This is a genomic window from Shivajiella indica (assembly GCF_042683085.1).
Classification (GTDB): domain Bacteria; phylum Bacteroidota; class Bacteroidia; order Cytophagales; family Cyclobacteriaceae; genus Shivajiella; species Shivajiella indica.
Genome location: NZ_JBHUIV010000018.1, coordinates 157,852 through 181,391 on the forward strand (window position 1 = coordinate 157,852; position 23,540 = coordinate 181,391).

General features: G+C 38.9%; 20 protein-coding genes and 1 pseudogene. 14 read left to right on the plus strand and 7 right to left on the minus strand.

The features are described from left to right. From ccoS to ACFSKV_RS13490, 7 genes are all read left to right on the plus strand, one after another. The gene (gene ccoS, locus ACFSKV_RS13460; protein WP_380803649.1) at positions 1–183 is read left to right on the plus strand and encodes a cbb3-type cytochrome oxidase assembly protein CcoS; all 183 of its coding nucleotides are present in this window, start codon (positions 1–3) and stop codon (positions 181–183) included. Positions 184–185: 2 nt separating this feature from the next. Beyond that, positions 186–2,318 carry a cytochrome-c oxidase, cbb3-type subunit I gene (gene ccoN / locus ACFSKV_RS13465; protein WP_380803651.1) on the plus strand — a complete coding sequence of 711 codons (2,133 nt, stop codon included), beginning with the start codon at positions 186–188 and terminating at the stop codon, positions 2,316–2,318. An 11-nt stretch (positions 2,319–2,329) separates the two neighbouring features. Then, positions 2,330–2,521: a cbb3-type cytochrome c oxidase subunit 3 gene (locus ACFSKV_RS13470; RefSeq protein ID WP_380803653.1), complete on the plus strand. Its 192-nt coding sequence runs from the start codon at positions 2,330–2,332 to the stop codon at positions 2,519–2,521. Then, positions 2,508–3,440, plus strand: a complete 933-nt coding sequence (locus ACFSKV_RS13475; RefSeq protein ID WP_380803655.1) for a cbb3-type cytochrome c oxidase N-terminal domain-containing protein — start codon at positions 2,508–2,510, stop codon at positions 3,438–3,440. The genes ACFSKV_RS13470 and ACFSKV_RS13475 overlap by 14 nt, the downstream gene beginning before the upstream one ends. A gap of 76 nt (positions 3,441–3,516) precedes the next feature. After that, a complete protein-coding gene (gene ccoG, locus ACFSKV_RS13480) occupies positions 3,517–4,932 on the plus strand; it encodes a cytochrome c oxidase accessory protein CcoG (protein WP_380803657.1) in 1,416 nt (471 codons plus the stop codon). Between the two features lie 91 nt (positions 4,933–5,023). Further along, positions 5,024–5,449 (plus strand): FixH family protein, encoded by a 426-nt coding sequence (locus tag ACFSKV_RS13485; protein ID WP_380803660.1) that lies wholly within the window; start codon positions 5,024–5,026, stop codon positions 5,447–5,449. Next, positions 5,450–6,154: a sulfite exporter TauE/SafE family protein gene (locus ACFSKV_RS13490; RefSeq protein WP_380803663.1), complete on the plus strand. Its 705-nt coding sequence runs from the start codon at positions 5,450–5,452 to the stop codon at positions 6,152–6,154. A gap of 110 nt (positions 6,155–6,264) precedes the next feature. On the opposite strand, the gene hemN is transcribed toward ACFSKV_RS13490, so the two are convergent. Then, the gene (hemN, locus tag ACFSKV_RS13495) at positions 6,265–7,626 is read right to left on the minus strand and encodes an oxygen-independent coproporphyrinogen III oxidase (protein ID WP_380803664.1); all 1,362 of its coding nucleotides are present in this window, start codon (positions 7,624–7,626) and stop codon (positions 6,265–6,267) included. A gap of 198 nt (positions 7,627–7,824) precedes the next feature. Here hemN and ACFSKV_RS13500 point away from each other — a divergent pair, with 198 nt between their 5' ends. The 3 genes and pseudogenes from ACFSKV_RS13500 to ACFSKV_RS13505 all read left to right on the plus strand — a co-directional run bounded on the left by ACFSKV_RS13500 (position 7,825) and on the right by ACFSKV_RS13505 (position 9,861). Further along, positions 7,825–9,201: a Gfo/Idh/MocA family protein gene (locus tag ACFSKV_RS13500; RefSeq protein ID WP_380803667.1), complete on the plus strand. Its 1,377-nt coding sequence runs from the start codon at positions 7,825–7,827 to the stop codon at positions 9,199–9,201. Between the two features lie 102 nt (positions 9,202–9,303). Next, positions 9,304–9,480, plus strand: a pseudogene (locus ACFSKV_RS20550) (pentapeptide repeat-containing protein); the annotation flags it as partial. Positions 9,481–9,492: 12 nt separating this feature from the next. Next, on the plus strand, positions 9,493–9,861 hold the full coding sequence (locus ACFSKV_RS13505) for a pentapeptide repeat-containing protein (protein WP_417774591.1): 369 nt from the start codon (positions 9,493–9,495) through the stop codon (positions 9,859–9,861). 64 nt (positions 9,862–9,925) lie between these two features. Here the strand turns inward: ACFSKV_RS13505 and ACFSKV_RS13510 are convergent, their stop codons facing one another. The 6 genes from ACFSKV_RS13510 to ACFSKV_RS13535 all read right to left on the minus strand — a co-directional run bounded on the left by ACFSKV_RS13510 (position 9,926) and on the right by ACFSKV_RS13535 (position 16,429). Next, a complete protein-coding gene (locus ACFSKV_RS13510; protein WP_380803671.1) occupies positions 9,926–11,569 on the minus strand; it encodes a putative ABC exporter domain-containing protein in 1,644 nt (547 codons plus the stop codon). Then, positions 11,562–12,278, minus strand: a complete 717-nt coding sequence (locus ACFSKV_RS13515; protein WP_380803674.1) for an ABC transporter ATP-binding protein — start codon at positions 12,276–12,278, stop codon at positions 11,562–11,564. The genes ACFSKV_RS13510 and ACFSKV_RS13515 overlap by 8 nt, the downstream gene beginning before the upstream one ends. A gap of 224 nt (positions 12,279–12,502) precedes the next feature. After that, entirely contained in the window at positions 12,503–13,120 is a 618-nt protein-coding gene (locus tag ACFSKV_RS13520) for a hypothetical protein (RefSeq protein ID WP_380803676.1), read from the minus strand. Between the two features lie 49 nt (positions 13,121–13,169). Next, positions 13,170–14,384, minus strand: a complete 1,215-nt coding sequence (locus tag ACFSKV_RS13525; protein ID WP_380804020.1) for an LVIVD repeat-containing protein — start codon at positions 14,382–14,384, stop codon at positions 13,170–13,172. A 146-nt stretch (positions 14,385–14,530) separates the two neighbouring features. After that, positions 14,531–14,944: a nucleotidyltransferase substrate binding protein gene (locus ACFSKV_RS13530; protein ID WP_380803679.1), complete on the minus strand. Its 414-nt coding sequence runs from the start codon at positions 14,942–14,944 to the stop codon at positions 14,531–14,533. Between the two features lie 36 nt (positions 14,945–14,980). After that, positions 14,981–16,429 (minus strand): S1C family serine protease, encoded by a 1,449-nt coding sequence (locus tag ACFSKV_RS13535; RefSeq protein ID WP_380803682.1) that lies wholly within the window; start codon positions 16,427–16,429, stop codon positions 14,981–14,983. 193 nt (positions 16,430–16,622) lie between these two features. Here ACFSKV_RS13535 and ACFSKV_RS13540 point away from each other — a divergent pair, with 193 nt between their 5' ends. From ACFSKV_RS13540 to hslU, 4 genes are all read left to right on the plus strand, one after another. Continuing rightward, entirely contained in the window at positions 16,623–17,789 is a 1,167-nt protein-coding gene (locus ACFSKV_RS13540) for a 1-deoxy-D-xylulose-5-phosphate reductoisomerase (protein ID WP_380803685.1), read from the plus strand. Beyond that, on the plus strand, positions 17,789–19,105 hold the full coding sequence (gene rseP, locus ACFSKV_RS13545) for an RIP metalloprotease RseP (RefSeq protein ID WP_380803688.1): 1,317 nt from the start codon (positions 17,789–17,791) through the stop codon (positions 19,103–19,105). The genes ACFSKV_RS13540 and rseP overlap by 1 nt, the downstream gene beginning before the upstream one ends. Positions 19,106–19,440: 335 nt before the next feature. Next, positions 19,441–21,927, plus strand: coding sequence for an endopeptidase La (gene lon, locus ACFSKV_RS13550; RefSeq protein WP_380803690.1), 2,487 nt, complete (start codon positions 19,441–19,443; stop codon positions 21,925–21,927). A 202-nt stretch (positions 21,928–22,129) separates the two neighbouring features. After that, positions 22,130–23,533, plus strand: coding sequence for an ATP-dependent protease ATPase subunit HslU (gene hslU, locus ACFSKV_RS13555; protein WP_380803693.1), 1,404 nt, complete (start codon positions 22,130–22,132; stop codon positions 23,531–23,533). The last annotated feature ends 7 nt before the right edge of the window (positions 23,534–23,540 follow it).

Below are 23,540 nucleotides of genomic sequence, written 5' to 3' on the forward strand. Positions count from 1 at the left end.
ATGGAAGTGATATTTATACTTATTGCCATCAGTTTGATTCTCGCTGGATCCTTTTTATTCCTCTTTTTTAGAGCGATGAAAAGTGGGCAGTTTGAGGATAACCATACCCCGGCAATAAGAATCCTATTTGATAATGAAACAAAAAACAAAGATAAAAAAGTACCATCAACTAAATCGAAATAAGTATGCCTGGAACAACTCTTGAACAGTTCAGTTACGATAACAAAATCGTAAAGTACTTCGGGGTCGCCACAATTGCATGGGGCCTCGTCGGAATGTTGGTCGGTGTGATTGCAGCCACTCAGCTCTTTCTACCCGAAGCCAACTTGGGAAATCCTTACACTACCTTTGGCAGGATAAGACCACTTCATACAAATGCAGTTATTTTTGCATTTGTAGGAAACGCCATTTTTGCAGGAATTTATTATTCCATGCCCAGATTATTGAAAGCTCCTATGTGGAGTAAAGCCCTTAGCTGGGTCAATTTTTGGGGATGGCAGCTAATAATCCTATTGGCAGCAATTACCTTACCTTTAGGTATTACGACCTCCAAAGAATACGCGGAACTGGAATGGCCGATTGATATCCTCATTGCCTTGGTATGGGTAGCATTTGGCGCCAATATGATCGGTACACTGATCAAAAGAAGGGAAAAACATATGTATGTGGCCATTTGGTTTTATCTGGCCTCATTTGTGACCGTGGCGGTTCTACATATTTTCAATTCACTTGCTCTACCGGTTTCCTTCTTGAAGAGTTATTCCGCTTATGCAGGCGTGCAGGATGCATTAGTACAATGGTGGTATGGTCATAATGCAGTAGCATTCTTCTTGACTACCCCATTTTTAGGGTTGATGTACTATTATTTGCCAAAAGCAGCAAACAGACCTGTTTATTCATATAAACTATCCATCATCCACTTCTGGTCACTGATTTTCTTATATATCTGGGCCGGGCCTCACCATTTATTGTATACAGCACTTCCCGAATGGGCACAGGTATTAGGAGTTGTTTTTTCAGTAATGCTGATTGCACCTTCATGGGGTGGTATGGTGAATGGTTTGCTGACATTGAGAGGAGCTTGGGACAAGGTACGTGTGGATCCGGTATTGAAATTTATGGTAGTGGCTGTCACTGCTTATGGTATGTCCACTTTTGAAGGACCTATGTTGTCTTTGAAAAACGTGAATGCCATTGCACACTACACTGACTGGATTGTAGCCCATGTTCATATTGGGGGATTGGGATGGAATGGATTTTTCACTTTTGCCATGCTGTATTGGTTGTGGCCTAGAATGTGGAAAACCAACCTTTATTCCACGAAATTGGCAACTACCCACTTTTGGATGGGAACGATAGGAATCATATTCTATGCTTTGCCTATGTATGTTGCGGCTTTGACCCAGTCTTTGATGTGGAAAGAATTTAGCGAAGCGGGAAGATTGGCCTATCCTAATTTCCTTGAGACAGTCATTCAGATTGTTCCCATGTATATGCTGAGAGCATTTGGTGGTCTTTTGTATTTATCAGGAGCTTTCTTGATGGTGTATAATATGGTGAAAACTGCCCAGCAAGGGAAATTTGTTGCTGAGGAGGCAGATGAAGCACCTGCTCTTAAACCTTCTGTTTCCCATGAAGGAGAATTCTGGCACAGGGCTTGGGAAAGAAAGCCAGTCTTCTTTACCATCATGGCAACTGTCGCAATATTGATAGGTGGTGCGGTAGAGATTATTCCTACACTTCTGGTAAAATCTAATGTACCGACTATTTCCAGTGTTCAACCTTACACACCACTCGAACTGCAAGGAAGGGATTTATACATTTCCCATGGGTGTGTGGGCTGCCATTCCCAAATGATCAGGCCTTTCCGTTCCGAAACTGAGCGCTATGGTGAATATTCCAAAGCCGGAGAATTTGTATATGATAGGCCTTTCCTTTGGGGGTCCAAACGTACAGGCCCGGATTTACATAGGGTTGGGGGTAAATATCCTGACAGCTGGCATTATTACCATATGGTCGACCCTGAAAGTATGTCTCCTGGGTCATTGATGCCACCTTATCCTTGGTTGTCGACCAACATCATGGACCATAGTGATCTACCTGCCAAAATCAGGACCATGCAGAAATTGGGAGTTCCTTATCCTGATGGATATGATGCCCAGGCTAATGCTGACTTGATGCTTCAGGCAGAACAGATAGTGGCAAACCTTAAGGCCTCTGGTGTGGAGGTATTGCCAGAATCTGAAATTGTAGCTCTGATAGCCTATCTGCAGAGATTGGGAACAGATATCAAAAAAACGACAGCTTCTAATCCTTAATTATCAAAGTTATGAAAAAGGAAGTATTGAGTTCCATCGAGAACATTGAAATCTATCCCATTATATCCTTATTGATCTTCGTGATTTTCTTTATCGGGATGTTTATTTGGGTGATCAAAGTAGATAAAAAATATATAGATCATATGAAGGAAATGCCTTTGCATGATGAACCACATAAATCCAGCGGCTATGAAAAAGTTTAAATCCTTATTATTTCTTTTGGCAGGGATGATAACCGCTTTGCCAACTATGGCTCAGACCAGTGAAATCGGCTGGGTTGATAAAATCCAGCAAATGGAAAGTAGTCAACTTACCTTATTGGTTATCCTTGCGGTTATCCTTGGAGTAATTGTTTTGCTTCTCATCCTCATGATCTATCTGATGTCATTCATGATGTCTGTTTTCAAAAAGGAGAATCCGGAATTGGCAGCCCAACCTACCTGGTGGGATGAGTTCAAGCTAAAATATATTACCGGAAAAATGAAACCAGTGGGAGGTAAGGAAGAGAAAGCTCTTATGATGGACCACAGCTATGATGGAATTGTTGAGTTGGATAATCATATGCCTCCCTGGTTAGCCAATATATTTTACATAACCATTGCTTTCGGTGTGGTTTATTTCACATACTTTTCAGTTCTAGGTTTGGGAAAAACCCAGTTAGAAGAGTATGAAGAAGAAATGAGGATTGCGGCTGTACAGGCCGAAGAAAGAGCAGCATTGGCTTTGAGTTCTATTGATGAAAATACCGTTGTCTTTGATAATTCTGCCACGGCTTTGTCCTCAGGCAAAAGTATTTTTGATACCAATTGCGTGGCATGTCATGCATCTGACGGAGGAGGGGGAGTAGGACCAAACCTTACGGATGAATACTGGCTACATGGAGGTAGTATTAATGATATCTTCAAAGTGGTCAAATTCGGTGTGGTTGCAAAGGGCATGATTCCTTGGCAGGACCAACTGAGTCCGGAAGAAATGCAAAATGTTTCCAGCTATATTTTGACTCTGGTGGGCACCACCCCGGCTAATCCAAAGGCTCCGGAAGGGGAAAGGCATGAGCCTGCCAACGAAGAAGCAGAACAGCCAATTGCTGAGGAAGTATTGGAAGGAGTAGAAGCGAATTAAATAAATATTTAAAAATTACCAGAGAGTGCGTGGCGTCCGGCAACCATGCACTCCTCTTGGGCAAATAAAAATTAAAATGAGTACCAAAAATCCACATTTGGATCCTGAGAAGTTCCGGGATTCCCTGGCAACCATAAAGGATGACGGGAAAAGGAACTGGATATATCCAAAGAAAGTCAGCGGCAAATTTTACCGTTGGAGAACATACCTTTCATGGGTTTTGCTGGCCATTTTATTTGCCGGTCCATTTATTAAAGTTGGTGGAAGGCCATATATGTTATTCAATTTCTTTGAACGAAAGTTTATCATTTTCGGTGCTGCATTTTGGCCTCAGGACACCCATTTGCTTATTTTCTTACTCTTGATCTTTTTTGTATTTGTGATTTTATTCACTGCGGTTTTTGGACGGGTCTTTTGTGGTTGGGCCTGTCCACAAACCCTTTTCATGGAAATGGTTTTTCGAAAGATCGAATATTGGATAGAAGGGGATGCCAATCAACAAAGAAAGTTGGATGCCATGCCATGGAATGGGGAGAAGATTTGGAAAAAGGGATTGAAGATGACCATTTTCCTCCTCATTTCTCTTTTGATTTCCCATACTGTGATGGCCTACTTAATTGGAATAGATCAGGTAGTGGAAATTGTCAGTCAACCCCCAAGTGCCCATATGGCAGGCTTCATTGCATTGATGGCTTTTACAGGAATATTTCTGTTTGTGTTTTCTTGGTTTAGGGAACAGGCCTGTTTGGTGGTATGTCCTTATGGGAGGCTTCAAGGGGTTTTGTTAGATGCCAATTCCATCAATGTAACTTATGACCATGTCAGGGGAGAACCCAGGGCTCCGATAAGGAAAAATATTGTTGAAAAAGAACCCAAAGGGGACTGCATTGACTGCGGGCTTTGTGTTCAGGTGTGCCCGACAGGCATTGATATCCGGAATGGGGTGCAAATGGAATGTGTCAATTGTACGGCATGTATAGATGTTTGTGATGAAGTCATGGAAAAAGTGGATAGACCATTGGGTCTGATCCGTTATGCCTCTGATAATTCTGTCTTAAAAGGCACTCAAAATCTCATTACGCCAAGAGTAAAGCTGTATTCTATATTGCTTGTAATATTGGTAGGGGCCTTTGTTGCCCTTTTGGCTACAAGGGAAGATTTGGGGGCAACAGTTACAAGGTTCAGGGGTATGACCTATCAAACTAGGGATACCGGAGAAATAAGTAACCTTTACGAAGTTACCTTCATCAATAAAACATTTGATCCCCAGGAGGTAACCTTGGTTCCTATGGATGAAAAATATAGAGTGGAAGTAGTAGGTGATCAAAATTGGTCTTTGGAAGGACAAGCAAAATTTGAAGGAAGATTCTTTTTGGTGACTGATTCAGATAATATTAAAACCAATCAGGATAAAATCACCCTTTTACTCACTCAAAATGGGGAAGTTATAGATGAGATCAAAACCAGCTTTGTAGGACCTGTGGAAAGGTAGGAAAATTAACAATTAACAATTAACAATTACCAATTACTAATTACCAAATATCAATTAGAAAATTATTAATTATTAAAATTATAAAGTCAATATGGATTGGGGAAAGGGAATCACATTATCATTGATAGTATTTGGGGTTATCATAATATCTATGGTAACTATTTGTGTCAAGCAGGATGATTTGCATCTGGTCACCCAAAACTATTATGAGGAAGAAATTAAATATCAGGACCAAATTGACAAAATGGTCAATGCGGGCCAATTGGATCATGAAGTACTGATTTATAATAATCAATCAAAAATTGTAGACCTCCATTTACCTGTGGGGGCAAAAGGAACATTACACCTTTTTAGGCCTTCAGATGCAAGATTAGATCAAAAAATCACATTTGAAATAACTGATCCAGCTGTAAACTCAGTAGATGTTAAAAGTTTAAAGCCCGGATATTGGAGGGTAAAACTTACTTGGGTTGAAAACGGTGTGGGCTATTACAAAGAAGAGAAAATCAATATTTAAATGATCTGGACAGCCTTTTTGTTGGGTTTTTTAGGCTCATTCCATTGTTTGGGAATGTGCGGCCCTATTGCTTTGGCTGTGTCTTCAAAGGACAATTCCCGATTTTTGAAAAACAAGATCATCTACAATCTAGGGAGAACCATCACTTATTCTTTTTTGGGTGCATTGATTGGCCTTCTAGGTTTTTCAATTGCTTTGGCAGGTTTACAGCAATGGGTATCCATAGGAATGGGATCGGTCATTTTGGTGATGGCTTTCTCTTATAAAAGCTCAGAAAAATGGATTTCCAAAACAGGCTTGTTTGGAGCAGTTGCTAAGCTTAAATCTTTGTTGGGTTATTATTTAAAGAAGGGTGGAACCACTGCATTTTTTGCTTCTGGAGTTTTGAATGGGTTTTTGCCCTGCGGTATGGTATATATCGCATTAATTGCCTCTTTGGCTCTTCAAAGTCCGCTCAATGGCGCACTGTATATGTTCTTTTTTGGAGTAGGAACCATTCCAATGCTGCTGGCTATCATGATCACAGGGAAAATCATCTCCGTTTCGTTGAGAGCAAAATTTACCCAAGCTCTCCCCTATGTGGCTATGTTCATTGGAATTCTATTTATTGTCAGAGGTATGGGGTTAGGAATTCATTACCTCAGTCCGAAGCTCCAGGTTTTTGATTATGGCGATGAAAAAATAGAAATCACCATGTGTGAATGATACTTATAAATGGCCACATGAACTTTATTCATGAAAAAAATGCTGTCCCAAAACCCAGGACAGCATTTCCTGAAAAATAGGGTTATCCGGGTTTATTTCTTCATCTTAACCTAAATGGCTTTACTGAACCCAAACTTTTCAGTTTCTTTAGCCTGCATTCTTAAATCGAATACCATACAGATGTTACGGATAAAAGGAAGGCCTTCGGATTTCACTTTAATCCCAGTAGTATCAAATTCAATTAAACCCTCTTCTTTGAAAGTTTTCAATTTATCCCAGTTTTTCTTTCCCAGTAGAGAATAGTAGCAGAAATCCCATTGGGCCTCCTGATTACATATAAGTTGTAAGATCAAATTTCGTGTCTTGATATCCTCCTTACTCATGATATGGCCTTTGCTGAGTGCAAAATGTCCCAAGCTGATCTGTTCCTTATAGAGGTCTATTTCTTTGGTGTTTTGGGCATATCCATAATAGACATCCGAAATTGAGCTATTTCCCAAGCCGATTAATATCTTTGAAGGGGATGTAGTATAGCCCATAAAATTTCTATGCAGGGTTTTATTTATCTTTGAGAGATATAAGGGGTCATTTGGCAAGGCAAAATGATCCATGCCTACTTCGAGGTAACCCATTTGTGCCAGGATTTCTTTGCCTTTTTCATATAATGCCCTTTTTTGGGATTCTATGGGAAGATGTTGTTCAAAACTTTTTTGGGCAGGAAAGGCGGACGGTAAATGGGCATAACTATAAAATGCTATTCTATCAGGTTTTAGCGTTGCAACTTTTTCAAAGGTATCGGCAATTGTTTGAAGGTTTTGGTGGGGTAGACCATAAATCAAATCAAAGTTTATGGATTTATACCCAATTTCCCTGGCGACATCCGTTGCCTCCTTCACTCTTTCAAATGGTTGGATTCGGTGTATGGCTTTTTGTACCTCCTCATTAAAATCCTGAATCCCATAGCTGACTCTTCTAAAGCCAAGGTCAAATAGGGTCTGTAGGTGACCTCTGGTGGTATTGTTTGGATGACCTTCAAAACTGAATTCTGCATCAGGCATCACATCGGAACTCTCAATAATAAAACCCAGCATTTCCTGAAGAGATTCCGGGGAGAAAAATGTAGGTGTACCTCCACCCAGATGGATTCCGGCCAATTTTGGTTTTCCTTCAAAAATCTTTAGATATGCTTCCCATTCGTTCATGATTGTGGTTATATAGGGAGTCTCAACCGAATGGTTTTTGGTAATTCTTTTATTGCATCCACAATAAGTACAAAGGCTTTCGCAATAAGGTAAGTGGATATAGAGCGTTACTCCTTCTTCCTCACCAAAGTCTTCATAGGCCTTTTTCACCAAACTTATCCAACCTATTTCATTTAAGTCATCTAACCAAAGCGGAACTGTAGGATAGGATGTATATCGGGGCGCTGGTACGTTATACTTTTGAAGCAATTGTTGAGGAAAAGAATTCATGCTATAATTTGTTTCAACAAATTTCATCCTTTGTCAAGGTCTATTTAATGATAAATATTCCCAGGCTAACTGATATAAGTCATGATTTTTACTTTTAATGCCTTAATGGATCGATGGATTTAAGTCCGTAAAAAAAAGTTTTTTAACAATTCAATTAAAAATTAATATTTTTAAAGAATAACCTTCAAAATCAAACCCATGAAAACCAAGTTTATTACAGACCAATCCAGAAGAAATTTTTTGTCGAAAACAGCAACCATGGCTGCAGGGTCTGTTTTTTTAAGTGGCATCGCAAAGGCTTTGGAATTACGTGATAAGCCGGATCAAAAAATGAAAATTGCTTTAGTAGGTCTTGGAGTCAGAGGAGTGAGCATGTTCGGCAGGGATGTTCAGAATGTATATAAAGATCAGGTGCAATTCGTTGGACTATGTGATATAAATGAAGGAAGGTTAAAATTGGGCCAACAATATATAGGGCTTAGCTGCCCGCTTTTTACTGACTTTGATAAAATGCTGGAAGAAACCAAACCTGAGGTTGTTATTGTGACCACAGTCGATAATACCCACCATATCTTTATTACAAAGGCTCTGGAATTTGGTGCGCATGTCATTACCGAAAAACCGATGACCACTGATGAGGTAAAATGTCAGACTATTTTGGATGCTGAAAGGAAATCCGGTAAAAAGGTGATAGTCACCTTTAATTACCGCTATTCTCCACATCGTCAGCGAATTTATGAAATTTTGAGAAATGGGGAAATCGGTGAAATTACATCAGTGGATTTTCATTGGTATTTGGATACCTCTCATGGAGCGGATTATTTTAGAAGGTGGCATGCCTACAAAGAAAAGGGAGGTACATTATTGGTTCATAAATCCACCCATCATTTCGATTTGCTCAATTGGTGGTTGGATTCAGATCCGGAGGAAGTTTTTGCTTATGGTGCATTGGAGTTTTACGGAAAAAACGGAGAATTCCGCCATACACATTGCCGGCCATGTCCCCACAAAAGTAAGTGTAACTTCTACTGGGACATCACCAAAAACAATCATTTGGTGGAATTATATGTAAAAAATGAGCAATATGATGGCTATCTCAGAGATGGATGTGTGTTCAGGGAAGATATTGACATTTATGATAAAATGGCTGTTCAGATTCGCTATATGAACGGAGTGCAGGTAAGTTATTCTCTTACAACCTATTCTCCATATGAAGGCTATCGCATCGCATTTAATGGCACCAAAGGCCGTTTGGAAGCATGGATTAAAGAAAGTCAACCATGGCAGGAATTAGCTCAGGATGAATTAAGGTTGACCAAAAACTTCGGTGAATCAGAAATTATAGTGATCCCCCATGGAGGTGGAGGACATGGTGGTGGGGATACCCGATTAAAAGATAAATTATTCAAAGACCCGAATATGGCCGACCCCTTTCGGCAATCCGCAGGAACCAGGGATGGGGCTATGTCCATTTTGGTAGGCATAGCAGCCAGAAACAGTATTGAAAGCGGAAAACCGGTAAAAATTGCTGATTTGACTGATATAGAATTGAAGAAAAGCGGGAGAGGGAGTTAATTTTTAATTACCAATTACCAATTACCAATTACCAATTATCAATTATCAATTAGTCAAAATCAATGATCCAAAACTCAAGGTTAAAATTCAATATCATAAACAGTGTTTGAGCAAACTTATACTCAAATTGATTTTACAGGTATTCCCTTTAAGAAAGGGGAATATGAATCTTGTATTTTTAAGTCCTGTGATTTTTCAAATGTGGAACTTTCAGGTTCCTTTTTTATGGATTGCGAGTTTTTAGGCTGCAATTTAACAATGGCTTCGATTTTTAAGTCTTCTTTTCAAAATGTGAAATTCAAAGATTGCAAGTTGTTGGGTTTGCGTTTTGACAAATGTGAACCGGTAGGTTTATCTTTTGAATTCAAAGACTCCATATTGGATCATTCTTCATTTTACCAATGCAAAATCGGGAAAACTATTTTTAAGGATTGTAAACTTCAGGAGGTTGATTTTGGTGGAGCCCAATTGGGTGGAGTGGTTTTCGATAATTGTGACCTATTTGGGGCAATTTTTGACAATACCTTTCTGGAAAAGGCTGATTTTAGAACTGCATACAATTACCAAATAGATCCTGAATCCAATAGGTTGAAAAAGGCAAAGTTTTCACTACAAGGTCTGCCCGGTCTTTTGAATAAATATGGGATTGAAATTGAATGAAGATTATTTTTAATTGTTAATGGAAGATTGAGTTTTAAAATTTCAAACCTGGATTTTGGGTTTTTTACATTTCTTTAAACTCTAGCCTACTGATAATATCCAGGGTCACATGCAGCATGATTGCAGCGACGATTATCATTCCAACAGAGGTGCCCAAAAGAGCATAAACAAACTGTTGGGAAACCAGATAAGAAAAAAATCCTGCTCCAAGTGAGGGCGCTATGCCAAATATAAAAACTCCTCCGATGATAAGCGGTTTGATCAATTTTCTGTCCCATCCTTCATCAAAACCTACAACCGTACTCAGGGCAATGGCAAAACCTGTACTGTAGAACATGACCATACAAAGAGGAAATAGAAGGATAAGTCCAATGCTAAGCTTGGCAATGAGTACAGTAGGGATAATTAAAATAAAAGCAAAAATCAGAGTCTGGTAAATATCCAACTTAATCATATTCCAAAATTTGGATGTCCAGGAAGCCGGAATTAAAATGAAATAGGGTTTTTTTAAATCGCCAACATTCGTTCTTCCCATTCCTGCAAAGAAATAAATGGTAATTAAAGTCAGTAGATAACCATAGATTACTTTATGAGAAAACCAATCAAAATGGGACAAAACGGCAAAAATGATAGCGATACCTGCAAATGCCAAACCGTAGACTCCAAATAATGGGTGGAAGTCCTGCCTGGAACTGTTTACATAATTTCTCCAATACAAAGCAACGGCACCCTGTCCGAAATTTTTCAGTTCGAGCTTCTTTTTAGCATTGATGCTAAGGGAGGATTCAGATGCTTCTCTTTTACCTTTAGCTTTTTCTTTTATTTCTTCATTGGATTTAGTCGATTCCAGAACATCTTCATAATAATACCCGGCATTGGAAAGAACGACCTGAACTATTAAAATGAAGGAAAGAAAATAGGCAGAGATAAACCCTATGGCAATCCCAAGGTTTTCATGTGCAAGGTAAGTGAGAATTCCCCTGCTCCAGCCTACCAAAGGAAAGAAATCAAACCAGGGGGACCCAATCCATGAAAACATTCCTTGCCAGAATTTTTCTGCCATCAGGCCTGGAATCAGTACCAACAGTCCCAGAATCAATCCAAGTCCAAAAACGCCGTTTTTTATCAAAGGAAGAATATTATATTTTGTATTCAGCGTATATACCAAAAACCTTAAGGGAGAAAGAATAAAGAAAAAAAGCATGATGCCCATTGACATGATGCCCAAATTAAGGATGTTCAGGTCAAAATGCTCATTCAACTGGGCTGTACTATACAAAGTAAATAAAAATGCTCCGCCCGTAGCCGGAAAAATTGCCCGGATCATATAATACAACAGGATATTTGACGCAGAGGCAGGGGAAGTAAACAATAAGTTTACATCTGCCATGCTGAAAAAACTTACATTCTTTTTTGTGGATTGATACAATTTGAACATGAGGAAAATCAATGCCAGTAATGTCAAACCTCCGCTGATGTTCTGAAGAGCAAAATTCACCTCTTCAATCTGTCCAGCGGCGTCTGTGAGATTCTCTACCTGAGAAGTATCGATTTCTCCTGATTTCTTACCTTTTCGAAAATAGAAAAAACTGAAATATCCAATTACAAAAGCATAAGGAAGCAACCTTAAAGGATTTTTAAGTATGAGTTTGATATTATTCAGAAGGATAAAAATATCCTTTCGTAAAAGAAGCTTGAATTCATTCATCCTTAGTCAATTCTAGAAACAGATCCTCTAAACTTGAATCATCATCCCTACTGAAATTGGATTTTAAATTGGCCAGGGTATCATTTCCTATGATATTACCTTCTTTCATGATCATTATCCTATCAGCAATAGTCTCGACGCTGTCAATAAGATGGGTACTGACCAAGATTGTCTTGCCTTTTGTTTTCAGTTCATTGAAAATCCTTTTCGTGTTTTTTATGGCTTTAGGATCCAAACCGATCATAGGCTCATCAAAAAATAATATCTGGGGATCAGGCAAAAGGGCACAACAAATGGATACTTTCTGACGCATTCCTTTGGAAAGATCCCGGCCCAATTTATCCTGTTTATCATCCAATTCATAAATTTCCATCAGTTCAACTGCCTTTTCCTGCCAGTTGATAACGCTATAAGCCTGGGCAATGAATTGCAGATGCTCTTTTACAGTCAATAAATCATATACATGGGGAGTTTCTGGGATATAAGAAAAAAGTTTTTTTGCTTCCACCGATAAATGGTCATGACCTCCAATGCTTATTTCGCCGGCACTTTTTCGAAGTAATCCGACTATGCACTTCATCGTGGTGCTTTTACCAGCACCATTGGGACCCAAAAGTCCAACAACTTCTCCACCCTCCAAGGAAAAAGTAATGTTGTTTACGGCATTCTGTTTTCCGTATTTTTTGACTAATCCATTGACTTCAAGCATTTTTTTAAGAAATAAAAATTTAACAAATCAATATTAAGCTTTTCAGTTCAATCACAGTTCCTTCTTTTACACAAAATATGAAATTTTATGGTTGAACAATTAAAACCCCTTATTGTTCGCATCTTTCAACAATTCGCTAATCCAGGAATCTTAACAGAGATGGAAAAGTTAGGAGAGATCAATTTTACGAAAATTCTAAATAATTAGTTTGCCTTATTTTTTGATTAAAAAATCAATCCCCATTTAAAAAAAAGGCTGTTGAAAATATAGGCTTCTTCCCGAACAGAAGAAAATCCAGGAGGCAAGTCATTGGAATTCAATGAACTTGCTATTTGCAATTCTTTTATTCCATCAAAATACGTAGCATTTTGTCTTTTGTATCCCAAACTCCAAGTAAAGGCATAGTTCCCTTTTTTTGAATTTCTTTTTATCCCAATTGTAGGGCTAGCCATTAGGCCGCCTTCATACCATTGTTCTGAAAAATCATTACTGGTCCTATTCTCCATCCATGCAGAACTGTATCCCAAATCAAATCCCGCAAAGGGAGATGTTCTCTTCCCTTTTTCTAAGAATCCTCTCCAAGCAAATGCCAAAGGCATAAGGGTCAAATTAGGATAGGTATCAATACCTACAACAAATCCTACAGCATGGTTGGGATTAATTCTTACCCCATTGAAGCTTGAAAAAGAAATATTTACCCTTGTGTTATAGTTTCCATCCCAAATTTGCACCCGGCCAAAGCTCAATCCAAAATCTGTATGGTTGATGAAGGCTTTTTCCTGGGCATAACCATGCTCAATAAAGAATAGAGAAATAATGAAAGCAAAAATAAAATTCCTCATAGGAGCATTAGTCTAAATCCTTATATGTTAATGAAGAGAAAATGAAAGTCTAAACCACAACCGGATTTTTCACTTGAATACAGCTTAAGGGTTGAAGAACTGAAGGGGTAGAATAATCAAATTGACATACTCCGTCAGGACCTATTACGATCAATGATTTAGGACCTGGAATAATATCCACTGACTTCATACTTTTTAGAAATTCCAATTGGTTTTTATCAATATTGAACACATCTGCCACATTGAAACTTTTTAGTCCATGCTTTCCTTCTGCCAAATAAAGAAAATCCCCTGCAAGAGCCAGTCCATGAGGATTCAGCATGGGATAAGCCTTTACTAATTTTGGAGCATAGGGATTTTTGATGTCCACTACCTGTAATTCATCAACTCCTAATCTACAAAACATCCCGGATCTCAAGGTGACAAAAGCATGTTCTTCGTTTACCACTACAGGATCACAAGCGGTAATATGTTCGTATACAGACATTACCTTAGGTTCAGAGGGTACGCTTGCATCATAGATATGCATACCAGTATTCGAACCAATAAAAAGTTTGTCTTGAAACGGGAAAATGGTTTCAATCCCCCAACCAAGGTTGATATTTTTAAGGTGCTTGGGGTCATCCTCCTGCCACACATCAAATACCCTTAAGCTGTATTCATCAACAGCATACAGGTGCCCACTCATCAGCGTAAAGCGCGCCATAGATCCACCTTGTCCATAGCTTTGTGAATCACTTGACCGTCCTGGAGCAGCAGATTCCAGTGCCATCCACATTCCAGGTCTTCCCGTCCAACCCCACATGATTTCCGATTCAGAAGTAATGACAGTGTCCTTAAAGGTCATGATGGTATTTCTAGCCATATCGGTGAACATATGCTCAAATACATTCTCTACCCTTTTGACCATTTTGATATCATTCACATTGCTGATATCAAAGGCTAGTAAATCCACATAACTATCCGCATATAAAATGTTGCTGTTTATGGCTAAGTCTACATTTCCTGGGATATTGATGAAATTTAAATTTATAGGGGAAGCAGGATTTGAGTTGTCCAGAATATGTATTCCTTTTTGGGGTTCGTTGATAAATAGATAATCTCCATAAAGGTAAATTTTTCCCGGATTGTCCAATTGCCTTCCCGGCTCAATAATAATATCAGCTTCCCGTAAAGTACTCATTTCCAGAAATACCGGAATCATAGTTCGATAGGTGTAGCTACTTTTTACCTCATCTTGACAGGAAGGTAAAGTCAGAAACATGGCCAAAGCCAAAATAATAAACACGGGCCAATTAAAAATTTTTAACAAGCTCTTTTTTACGACATTATCCATGGGAAGTTTGGGTTGTTGACTTTACCTTGACGTAAAGTTTGGCCATTGTGCTACATCAAGGTTGAAAATTTTATTCAATTCATTTTTTCCTTCATTTTTCTTTCAAAGTTCATTAGCATTCGGAAATATTTTTTGATGATATTTCCAGTCAGATCTCGCTGGAAATCCACCGCATATAGTGGGTCGGATTTTATCCTGTCAATTATCATATCCAACCATGCCTGACCATCATCAATGAGATCTTCATTGAAGGCTTCCACGGTAGTGTCCCTAGGCCCTAAATCTGCTTTTCTACCCATTTTTTTTAAATATTCACCTACCGTATTTAAGGCTAGCTCATGGGATATTTCAAAAGAGCGAATGATCTTTTTTTGATACTTTTCTTCAAAATTATGAAGTTTCCCTAATTGGATGTTTTCATCCAGTTCTTCAAGTGCTTCTTGGAAATCAAGGAAGCACTTTTCACAGGTAGGAGCGGCACTTTTCATGGCTTTATCATTTTCTATTAAGTTACAAAAAATAATTTACCTTACATTGTAAGATTGCATAAAGGGTTGTCCAGATGGAGTCATTCCTTCCAATCTTAGCCTTCCGCTGTAACTTTCAAGAAATTTCCCTGAATTTTCTGGGTTTTTGGCAGGTTCTCCGTTGATATAGGTAATGATAAATCCATTGTTCAATCCCAATTCTCTTAGGTATCCTCTGGTCATTCCTGTAATTTTGATGCCATGACTGATTCCAAATCTGTCTTTTTCTATAGTGTTTACCGCTTCAAGTCTGGCACCAAGTATATTGGAAGAATAAAACTCTCTTTTAAGTATGCCAATACCACCTTCTAAATTTTGAAGGGTCAATTCTAAAGTTTGATTTTGGTTATTTCTTTGGAAATCCACCTTAATTTTATTGCCCGGGTAATAATAAGACAGTAATTCTTCAAAACTTCCTTTTCCGGTGATGTTTACTCCATCTATTTTTGTGATGACATCATTTCTTTGCAAACCGGCTTTTTCTCCAGCTCCATTGCGAATGGTATGCGTTACAATGACCCCGTCCAAAGTTTTCAATTTCATTTCTTCAGCCAATTCAGGAGTTATTTCAACTACATCAATGCCTGGTATAGCTTTTTGTACTTCTCCATATTGAATCAGGTCATTGGAAATTTTCATAGCAATATCTACAGGTACTGCAAAACCATAGCCCGTGTAGGATCCGGTTCTTGATAAAATAGCAGTATTGATTCCGACCAATTCACCATTGATGTTTACTAATGCCCCTCCGGAATTTCCGGGGTTGATGGGAGCATCAGTCTGTATGAAGGATTCCAAAGGAAACTCCCCTCCAAGAATATTGATCTGTCTTTCTTTTGCAGATACAATGCCTGCCGTGACGGTGGATGTCAGGTTAAATGGATTTCCTACAGCAATCACCCATTCTCCTATTCTCAATTCCCTACTGCTTCCCTGTTTGATAGCAGGGAGATTATTCGCTTCAATTTTAAGAACAGCGATATCTGTATTCTTGTCTGTCCCTATGAGTTTGGCTGGGTAAGTTCTTTTTTGATGGACCACTTCTATGGTTTCTGCCCGGTCTATAACGTGATTGTTGGTAATGATGTAACCATCAGCACTAATAATGACTCCTGAACCCGTACTGACCCTTTGGGTCGGGCCTGTGCCAAAGAAATAATCAAACATACTATAACGCCTTTGATCTGTTCCTTCAAAATTTTTAATAAAGACTACAGATGGAGTGCTGTTTTCAGAGGCTGCTACAAATGATACAGGAATGTTCTCTGAAATTCTGGTCGGTTCTGTGTTTTCATACCTGACTGTCACTCCAGGCTGTCCGGTTTTTTCAATTGATGGGATTGAATTGATATTTGCTATTGGGTGGTTATGTAATTTTTGGAATGCCCATGCACCCGCTAAACCTGCACAAAAAGCCACAAAGATAATTTTTACATTTTTCATCATTTCCTTGATAACGAATTTGTAATTTTTGGGTTAAACAAAATAGAAGGACAAAAAAACTTATGTAAAAGTTATGCCAAAGTTGTCTATTTTCAAAAAGACAGAAAAATAAGAAGGAAAAGTCCTTCTTCCTTGTAATTTTGTCAGATTATTAGGGTTTATTAATGCATTAAACCCTTCCTTGCTTAAAGATTTCATGTCAGAAAAAAAACACGTAGCCATTTTAGGCTCTACAGGTAGCATTGGAACCCAAACACTGGAAGTGATCAAATCCCATTCGGATAAATTTGAAATAGAAGTGCTCACTGCCCAAAACAATGCCGATTTATTGATCCAACAGGCTTTGGAGTTTAATCCTAATTGTGTGGTAATTGCCAATGAGTCCTTATATCCCAAAGTGAAAGAAGCATTGTCGGCTACTGATGTTAAAGTCTATGCAGGAGAAAAGGCTTTGAATCAGGTCGTTGAAATGGACACCGTCGATGTTGTCCTGACCGCATTGGTGGGCTACTCCGGTTTGATTCCAACCATTCATGCTATTTCTGCAGGGAAGAATATTGCTTTGGCCAACAAAGAAACATTAGTAGTGGCCGGGGAGTTGATTACCAAATTGGCAAAAGAAAGTGGAGTAAATATTTATCCGGTAGACTCTGAGCATTCAGCAATATTTCAATGCCTTGTAGGAGAGTTTCACAACCCCATTGAAAAAATCATTCTGACAGCTTCAGGTGGCCCGTTTAGAGGAAAAGACAAGGGTTTTTTGCTGCATGTGACCAAAGAACAGGCTCTAAAACATCCCAATTGGGACATGGGTGCCAAAATCACAATAGATTCTGCTTCTTTGATGAACAAAGGGCTGGAGGTTATCGAGGCCAAATGGCTTTTTGGTGTCAGCAGGGAACAAATTGAGGTAGTGGTCCACCCGCAGTCAATAATACATTCTTTGATACAATTTGAAGACGGAAGCATAAAAGCGCAACTTGGGCTCCCTGATATGCGTATCCCTATTCAGTTTGCTTTAAGTTATCCGGACAGGTTGAAAGCTGATTTTCCTCGTTTTGATTTTGCAAAATACCCGAATCTCACTTTTGAACCACCGGATATGAAAACTTTTAGGAACCTAAAACTGGCATTTGAAGCCCTGGAGAGGGGTGGCAATGTCCCTTGCATATTAAATGCTGCAAATGAAATCGCTGTGGCCGCATTTTTGCGGGATGAAATCGGGTTTCTTGAAATGTCGGATTTAATAGAAGAAACTATGGATAAATCAGATTTTATTCTGCACCCAAGTTTGGAAGATTACATAGAGACGGACAAAATGTCCAGAATAATTACACAGGAATTAATTAAGAGTAAAGTATAATGGATACACTTATTATGGTGGCCCAGTTGATCCTGGGATTATCAATTTTGGTCGGCCTGCATGAGTTGGGACATCTCCTGACTGCAAAAATGTTTGGAATGCGTGTCGAAAAATTTTCCATTGGATTCCCTCCAAAAATTGTTGGATTCAAATGGGGAGAAACAGAATATTCCATTGGAGCAATCCCATTGGGAGGTTTTGTGAAAATCTCAGGTATGGTGGATGAATCCATGGATACTGAACAACTGAGTTCTGAGCCCCAACCATGGGAATTCCGTTCAAAACCGGCATGGCAAAGGTTGATTGTGATGCTGGGAGGTATTATTGTCAATGTCATAACGGGCATTGTTATTTTTGTGGTTTTGGTTTATCAAAAAGGGGAAACTTATTATTCGAGAGATCAAATCATTGAGCATGGCATAGTAGCCTATGACATTGGTGCAATGATTGGTTTTCAAGACGGAGATAAAATTCTGGATATCAATGGAGAGCCTTACAGAAGTATCAATGACTTAAGTAGCGGCGAGGCTTTATTGAGCAGTGAAGGTTATTACACCGTGGAGAGGAATGGTGAATTGATTAGAATCGAGATTCCAAGAGGATTTATCAATTCCTTTTCCAATGAGGAAAGTATGATGAAGTTCATCAATATCCGGATGCCGTTTGAAGTAGGAGAGGTAGTTTCGGGAAGTCCGGCCTCCACTATTGGACTTCAGCCCAGGGATAAAATACTTGGAATCAACGGCAAACCCATAGCCTATTTCAATGAACTGCAGTCTGCTCTTGCTGAAAACAAAGGGGAAGAAGCTTCATTGGTTATTGAAAGAGATGGGCAAAGATTGGAAAAGAGTACTAATGTAAGTCCGGAAGGGACCATAGGAATTGTGGTAAATCCTTTGCTTGAACCAGTTGTCCAGAAGTATGGTATTTCAGAATCTATTGTTAAAGGAACAGAGAGAGCTTTTGGAGTAGTAATTGTTAATGCCAGGGCATTGGGAAAAATGTTCACAGGTGAAGTTTCCGCAAAGAATGTCAGCGGACCGATCGGAATGGCGAAAATTTATGGCAAACGATGGGATTGGGTTAAATTCTGGAGTATTACAGGTTTGATTTCCATGATCCTTGCTTTTATGAATTTACTTCCCATCCCTGCATTAGATGGAGGACATGTGATGTTCCTGTTATATGAGATGGTTTCCGGACAGGCTCCATCAGACAAATTCCTTGAAAATGCACAAAAAGTGGGTATGGTTTTGTTATTGGCCTTAATGGTGTTTGCCATAGGTAATGACATTTTAAAAATATTTACTACTTAAAAAATAATCCATTGAAATTCTTTAGCTGATAAGGGGAAAGGCATTAGCTTTTCCCTATATTTTTTTCATTCAATTCTGGCAATTTAGATCATAAAACCTGGCCATGACTTAGAAAATGCTCTGATTTTGCTCTTACCCAATATCTCTATTTTAAATTAGAATCAGACCGGCCAGTTGAAAGCTGATTTTTATTCATATTAATTTGAAAAACCTGCCAATTTGTTATTGATTAAACATTGGCATATACATTGGTTTAATATAAAGAACCTTCTTAAATTGAGGGTTCTTGTATATTTTGATGTTAACATGACAAGACAACTGTCATATTGTCCTTTATGAATAAATTCGAAAACCAAATATTTCAATCTTATATGGTAGGGGATTATGCCTCAGAAGGTGATCTCATTCAGTTGATCACAGATGATGAAGAGGAAAACCTCTCCCAACCTGAAAATTATGCTGGAGAAATCCCAATTCTTTCGGTAAGGAACACTGTGTTATTTCCTGGGGTTGTAATTCCGATAACAGTTGGAAGGCAGCGTTCTATCAGGCTGGTAAAAAAAGCCCAGAAGGGAGATAAAATGATCGGGGTTTGTGCCCAGATCAATCCACAGAATGATGACCCTTCCTGGGATGATATTTATCACATTGGAACCTTGGCAAAAATCATAAAGATGATTGTATTGCCGGACGGGAATACCACGATTATCATTCAAGGGAAAAAAAGATTTAAAATCACTGAAACCTTATCGGAGGACCCATATTTCACTGCTAAGGTGGAATACCTTGAGGAAAATTTTCCAAAAAACAGCAAAAAAATCCAGGCTTTGGAGGAATCTTTGAAGGATGCTGCCGCCAAAATCCTTCATTTGAACCCTGAGATTCCAAGGGAAGCTCAGGTTGCCTTGGATAATATTGATAATACACCATTTCTGACCCATTTCCTTTCTTCCAATATCAATGCACCAGTTGAAGCCAAGCAAAAACTGCTTGAAATCAATGATGGTGTTGAAAGAGCCACCTTGCTATTGGAGTTTATGATGAAGGATATTCAGATGTTGGAATTGAAGAGTGAAATCCATAAAAAGGTCCATACGGATATTGACCAGCAGCAAAGGGATTATTTCTTGCGCCAACAAATGAAGGTGCTTCAAACTGAATTGGGCGAAGAAGGGCCTGAAAAGGAAGTAGAAGAATTAAGGGTAAAAGGAGCCAAAAAGAAATGGCCTGAGGCGGTTAAGAAGCATTTTGAGAAAGAGTTGGATAAGATCCTGAGGATCAATCCTTCCGCTGCGGAATATCCCATTGCGCTGAATTATGCTGAAACTCTGGTAGAATTGCCATGGAATGAGTTCACGACAGATAATTTTGATTTAAAAAGAGCCAAGGATATCCTGAATAAAGACCATCATGGTCTGGAAAAGGTAAAGGAAAGAATTATTGAATACCTTGCAGTCCTGAAGCTGAAAAATGACCTGAAAGGTCCTATCCTATGTCTTTATGGACCTCCGGGAGTTGGAAAAACTTCCTTGGGCAAGTCTATTGCAAGAGCTTTGGATAGGAAATATATCCGAATGTCTTTAGGTGGAGTCCATGATGAAGCCGAAATCCGTGGTCACCGCAAAACTTATGTGGGAGCTATGCCCGGAAAGATCATTCAGAACATGAAAAAGGTCAAAACCTCGAATCCTGTATATGTTTTGGATGAGATTGATAAATTGAGTTCGGATTTCAGGGGAGATCCTTCATCTGCTTTCCTCGAAGTATTGGATCCGGAACAGAACAGTACATTTGTGGACAATTACCTAGAGGTTGAATATGATCTTTCCAAGGTTTTATTTATAGCTACTGCCAATTCATTGGACAGCATTCAACCTGCACTCAGGGACAGGATGGAAATTATTGAGGTGACTGGATACACATTGGAGGAGAAAATTGAGATTGCCAAGAAACACCTGATTCCAAAGCAAAGAAAAGAGCATGGTGTAAAAGCCAGTCAGGTTTCTTTTGAGAAATCGGCCATTATTAAAATTATTGAGGATTATACGAGAGAATCAGGAGTCAGAAGTTTGGAGAGGGCAATTGGTAAGGTAATAAGGAATGTAGCCAAATCTATAGCTCTTGAAGAGGAATACAGTAAAAAAATCACCCCTCAAGTTGTCAGAAAGATACTTGGTGGGGAGATGTTTGATAAAGAGATTTACCAGGACAATAGTATTGCCGGAGTGGTTACTGGTCTTGCATGGACTTCTGTAGGAGGGGAGATATTGTATGTTGAAGCTTCCTTAAGTAAGGGAAAAGGGAAACTAACCCTATCCGGTCAGTTGGGGGAAGTGATGAAAGAATCTGCCATCACTGCCCTTTCATACCTTAAATCCAAAGCAGAGAAGTTAGGGGTTGATTACAGGGTTTTTGATAATTACGATCTGCATGTCCATGTACCTGCAGGTGCTGTCCCAAAAGATGGCCCTTCAGCTGGTATTACCATGTTAACTGCTATGGCATCGATTTTTACCCAAAGAAAGGTTAAATCAAAAGTTGCCATGACGGGTGAAATCACCCTTAGGGGAAAGGTGATGCCTGTTGGTGGAATTAAGGAGAAAATCTTGGCTGCTAAAAGAGCTGGAATCAAGGATATCATCCTTTGTGAAAAGAATAAGCGGGATATTGAAGAAATTGATGAAGAGTATATCAAAGGAGTAAGTTTTCACTTTGTGGATAAGGTGGAGGATGTGCTGGAAATTGCCTTATTAAAGACCAAGGTAGAAGAACCCATGGTATTCACATTTCCAAAGGAATCTAAAGCAGAAGAAATTTTCTGATGAATTCTATTTTAGGACGGATTTAAAGTTTTAAAAAGTTTAGATGTGTTGGGCTGCTTTAAGCAGTCCAACATATTTTTAGACCTGCTTATTTAAAAATTGTGAAAAACAAAACCTGGTTCAAGTTGAAGAGTTTAATTAATAAAAGGACAATTTGATTTAAATATTAGGGAAGAAAAAAGGTTAGGACCCTTAAATAAATATGAGAAACGATATCAATCATTTGACTCCGAGACAGATTGTAGCTGAATTGGATAAATATATTATCGGGCAGCATGATGCTAAAAGGAATGTTGCCATTGCTTTAAGAAACCGGATCAGAAGAATGAATGTGAAATCAGATATCCAAAGAGATATTGTTCCAAACAACATTCTGATGATAGGATCCACAGGTGTAGGTAAAACGGAAATTGCAAGGAGGTTGGCAAAAGTAGCCAATGCACCTTTTACAAAAGTAGAGGCTTCAAAATTCACAGAAGTAGGTTATGTAGGGAGAGATGTAGAGAGTATGGTCCGTGACCTGGTAGAGCAATCCGTTCATTTGGTCAGGGAAAATAAAAATGAAGCGGTTAAGGAAAAGGCTGCGGAAGCGGTGGACGAAATCATCCTGGATATATTAATTCCACCTGTAAAAACAACAGGTTTTGTACGTCCGGGCACTTCCATTACCACTGATTTCAATCCGGAGCAGGCATCGGAGGATGAACTGAATGAAAGGACCCGGGAGCGGTTCAGAGAGAAATTGAAAAACGGAGAACTAGAGGACAGAAAAATTGAAATAAATGTCAAACAAAGTCCCCCAGTTGGAATTGGAATGATAGGTAACGGGATGATGGATGATGCCAGTATGGCTGGGATTCAGGAAATGATAAGCGGGATGATGCCCAAGCGTACCAAAAAAAGAAAGGTGAGTATTGGGGAAGCACGCAAGATTTTAATGGAAGAAGAAACCAGTAAATTAATTGATTTCGATGAAGTTAAGGAAGAGGCCATCAGGTTGGCAGAAAACAATGGAATAATTTTTATTGATGAGATAGATAAGATAGCTTCTAAAAGTGGCAAGGGAAGTGGTGGCCCGGATGTAAGTAGGGAAGGAGTACAGCGGGATTTACTTCCAATTGTGGAAGGAAGTAGTGTCAATACCAAATACGGAATTATTAATACTGACCATGTTTTGTTTATTGCTGCCGGTGCTTTTCATGTGAGCAAACCTTCTGACCTGATTCCTGAATTGCAGGGAAGGTTTCCGATACGGGTGGAATTGAATTCTCTTACTGAGGATGATTTTTATCGTATTTTAAAGGAACCTAAAAATGCCTTGACCAAACAATATCAGGCGCTATTTGAAGCTGAGGAAGTGTATCTGGATTTCAATGATGAAGCCATCAGGGAAATAGCAAAACTGGCATTCAAGATCAATGAGGAAGTAGAAAATATAGGGGCAAGGAGATTACATACTGTGATGAGCCATCTGCTGAATGATTTCCTATTTGATGTCCCTGATACTATCGAGTCAAATTCAAGGATTATAATTACCAAAGAAATGGTGCAGGAGAGATTGAGCTCCTTGGTGAAAAATAGGGACTTGTCGCAGTATATTTTGTAAAGAGAAG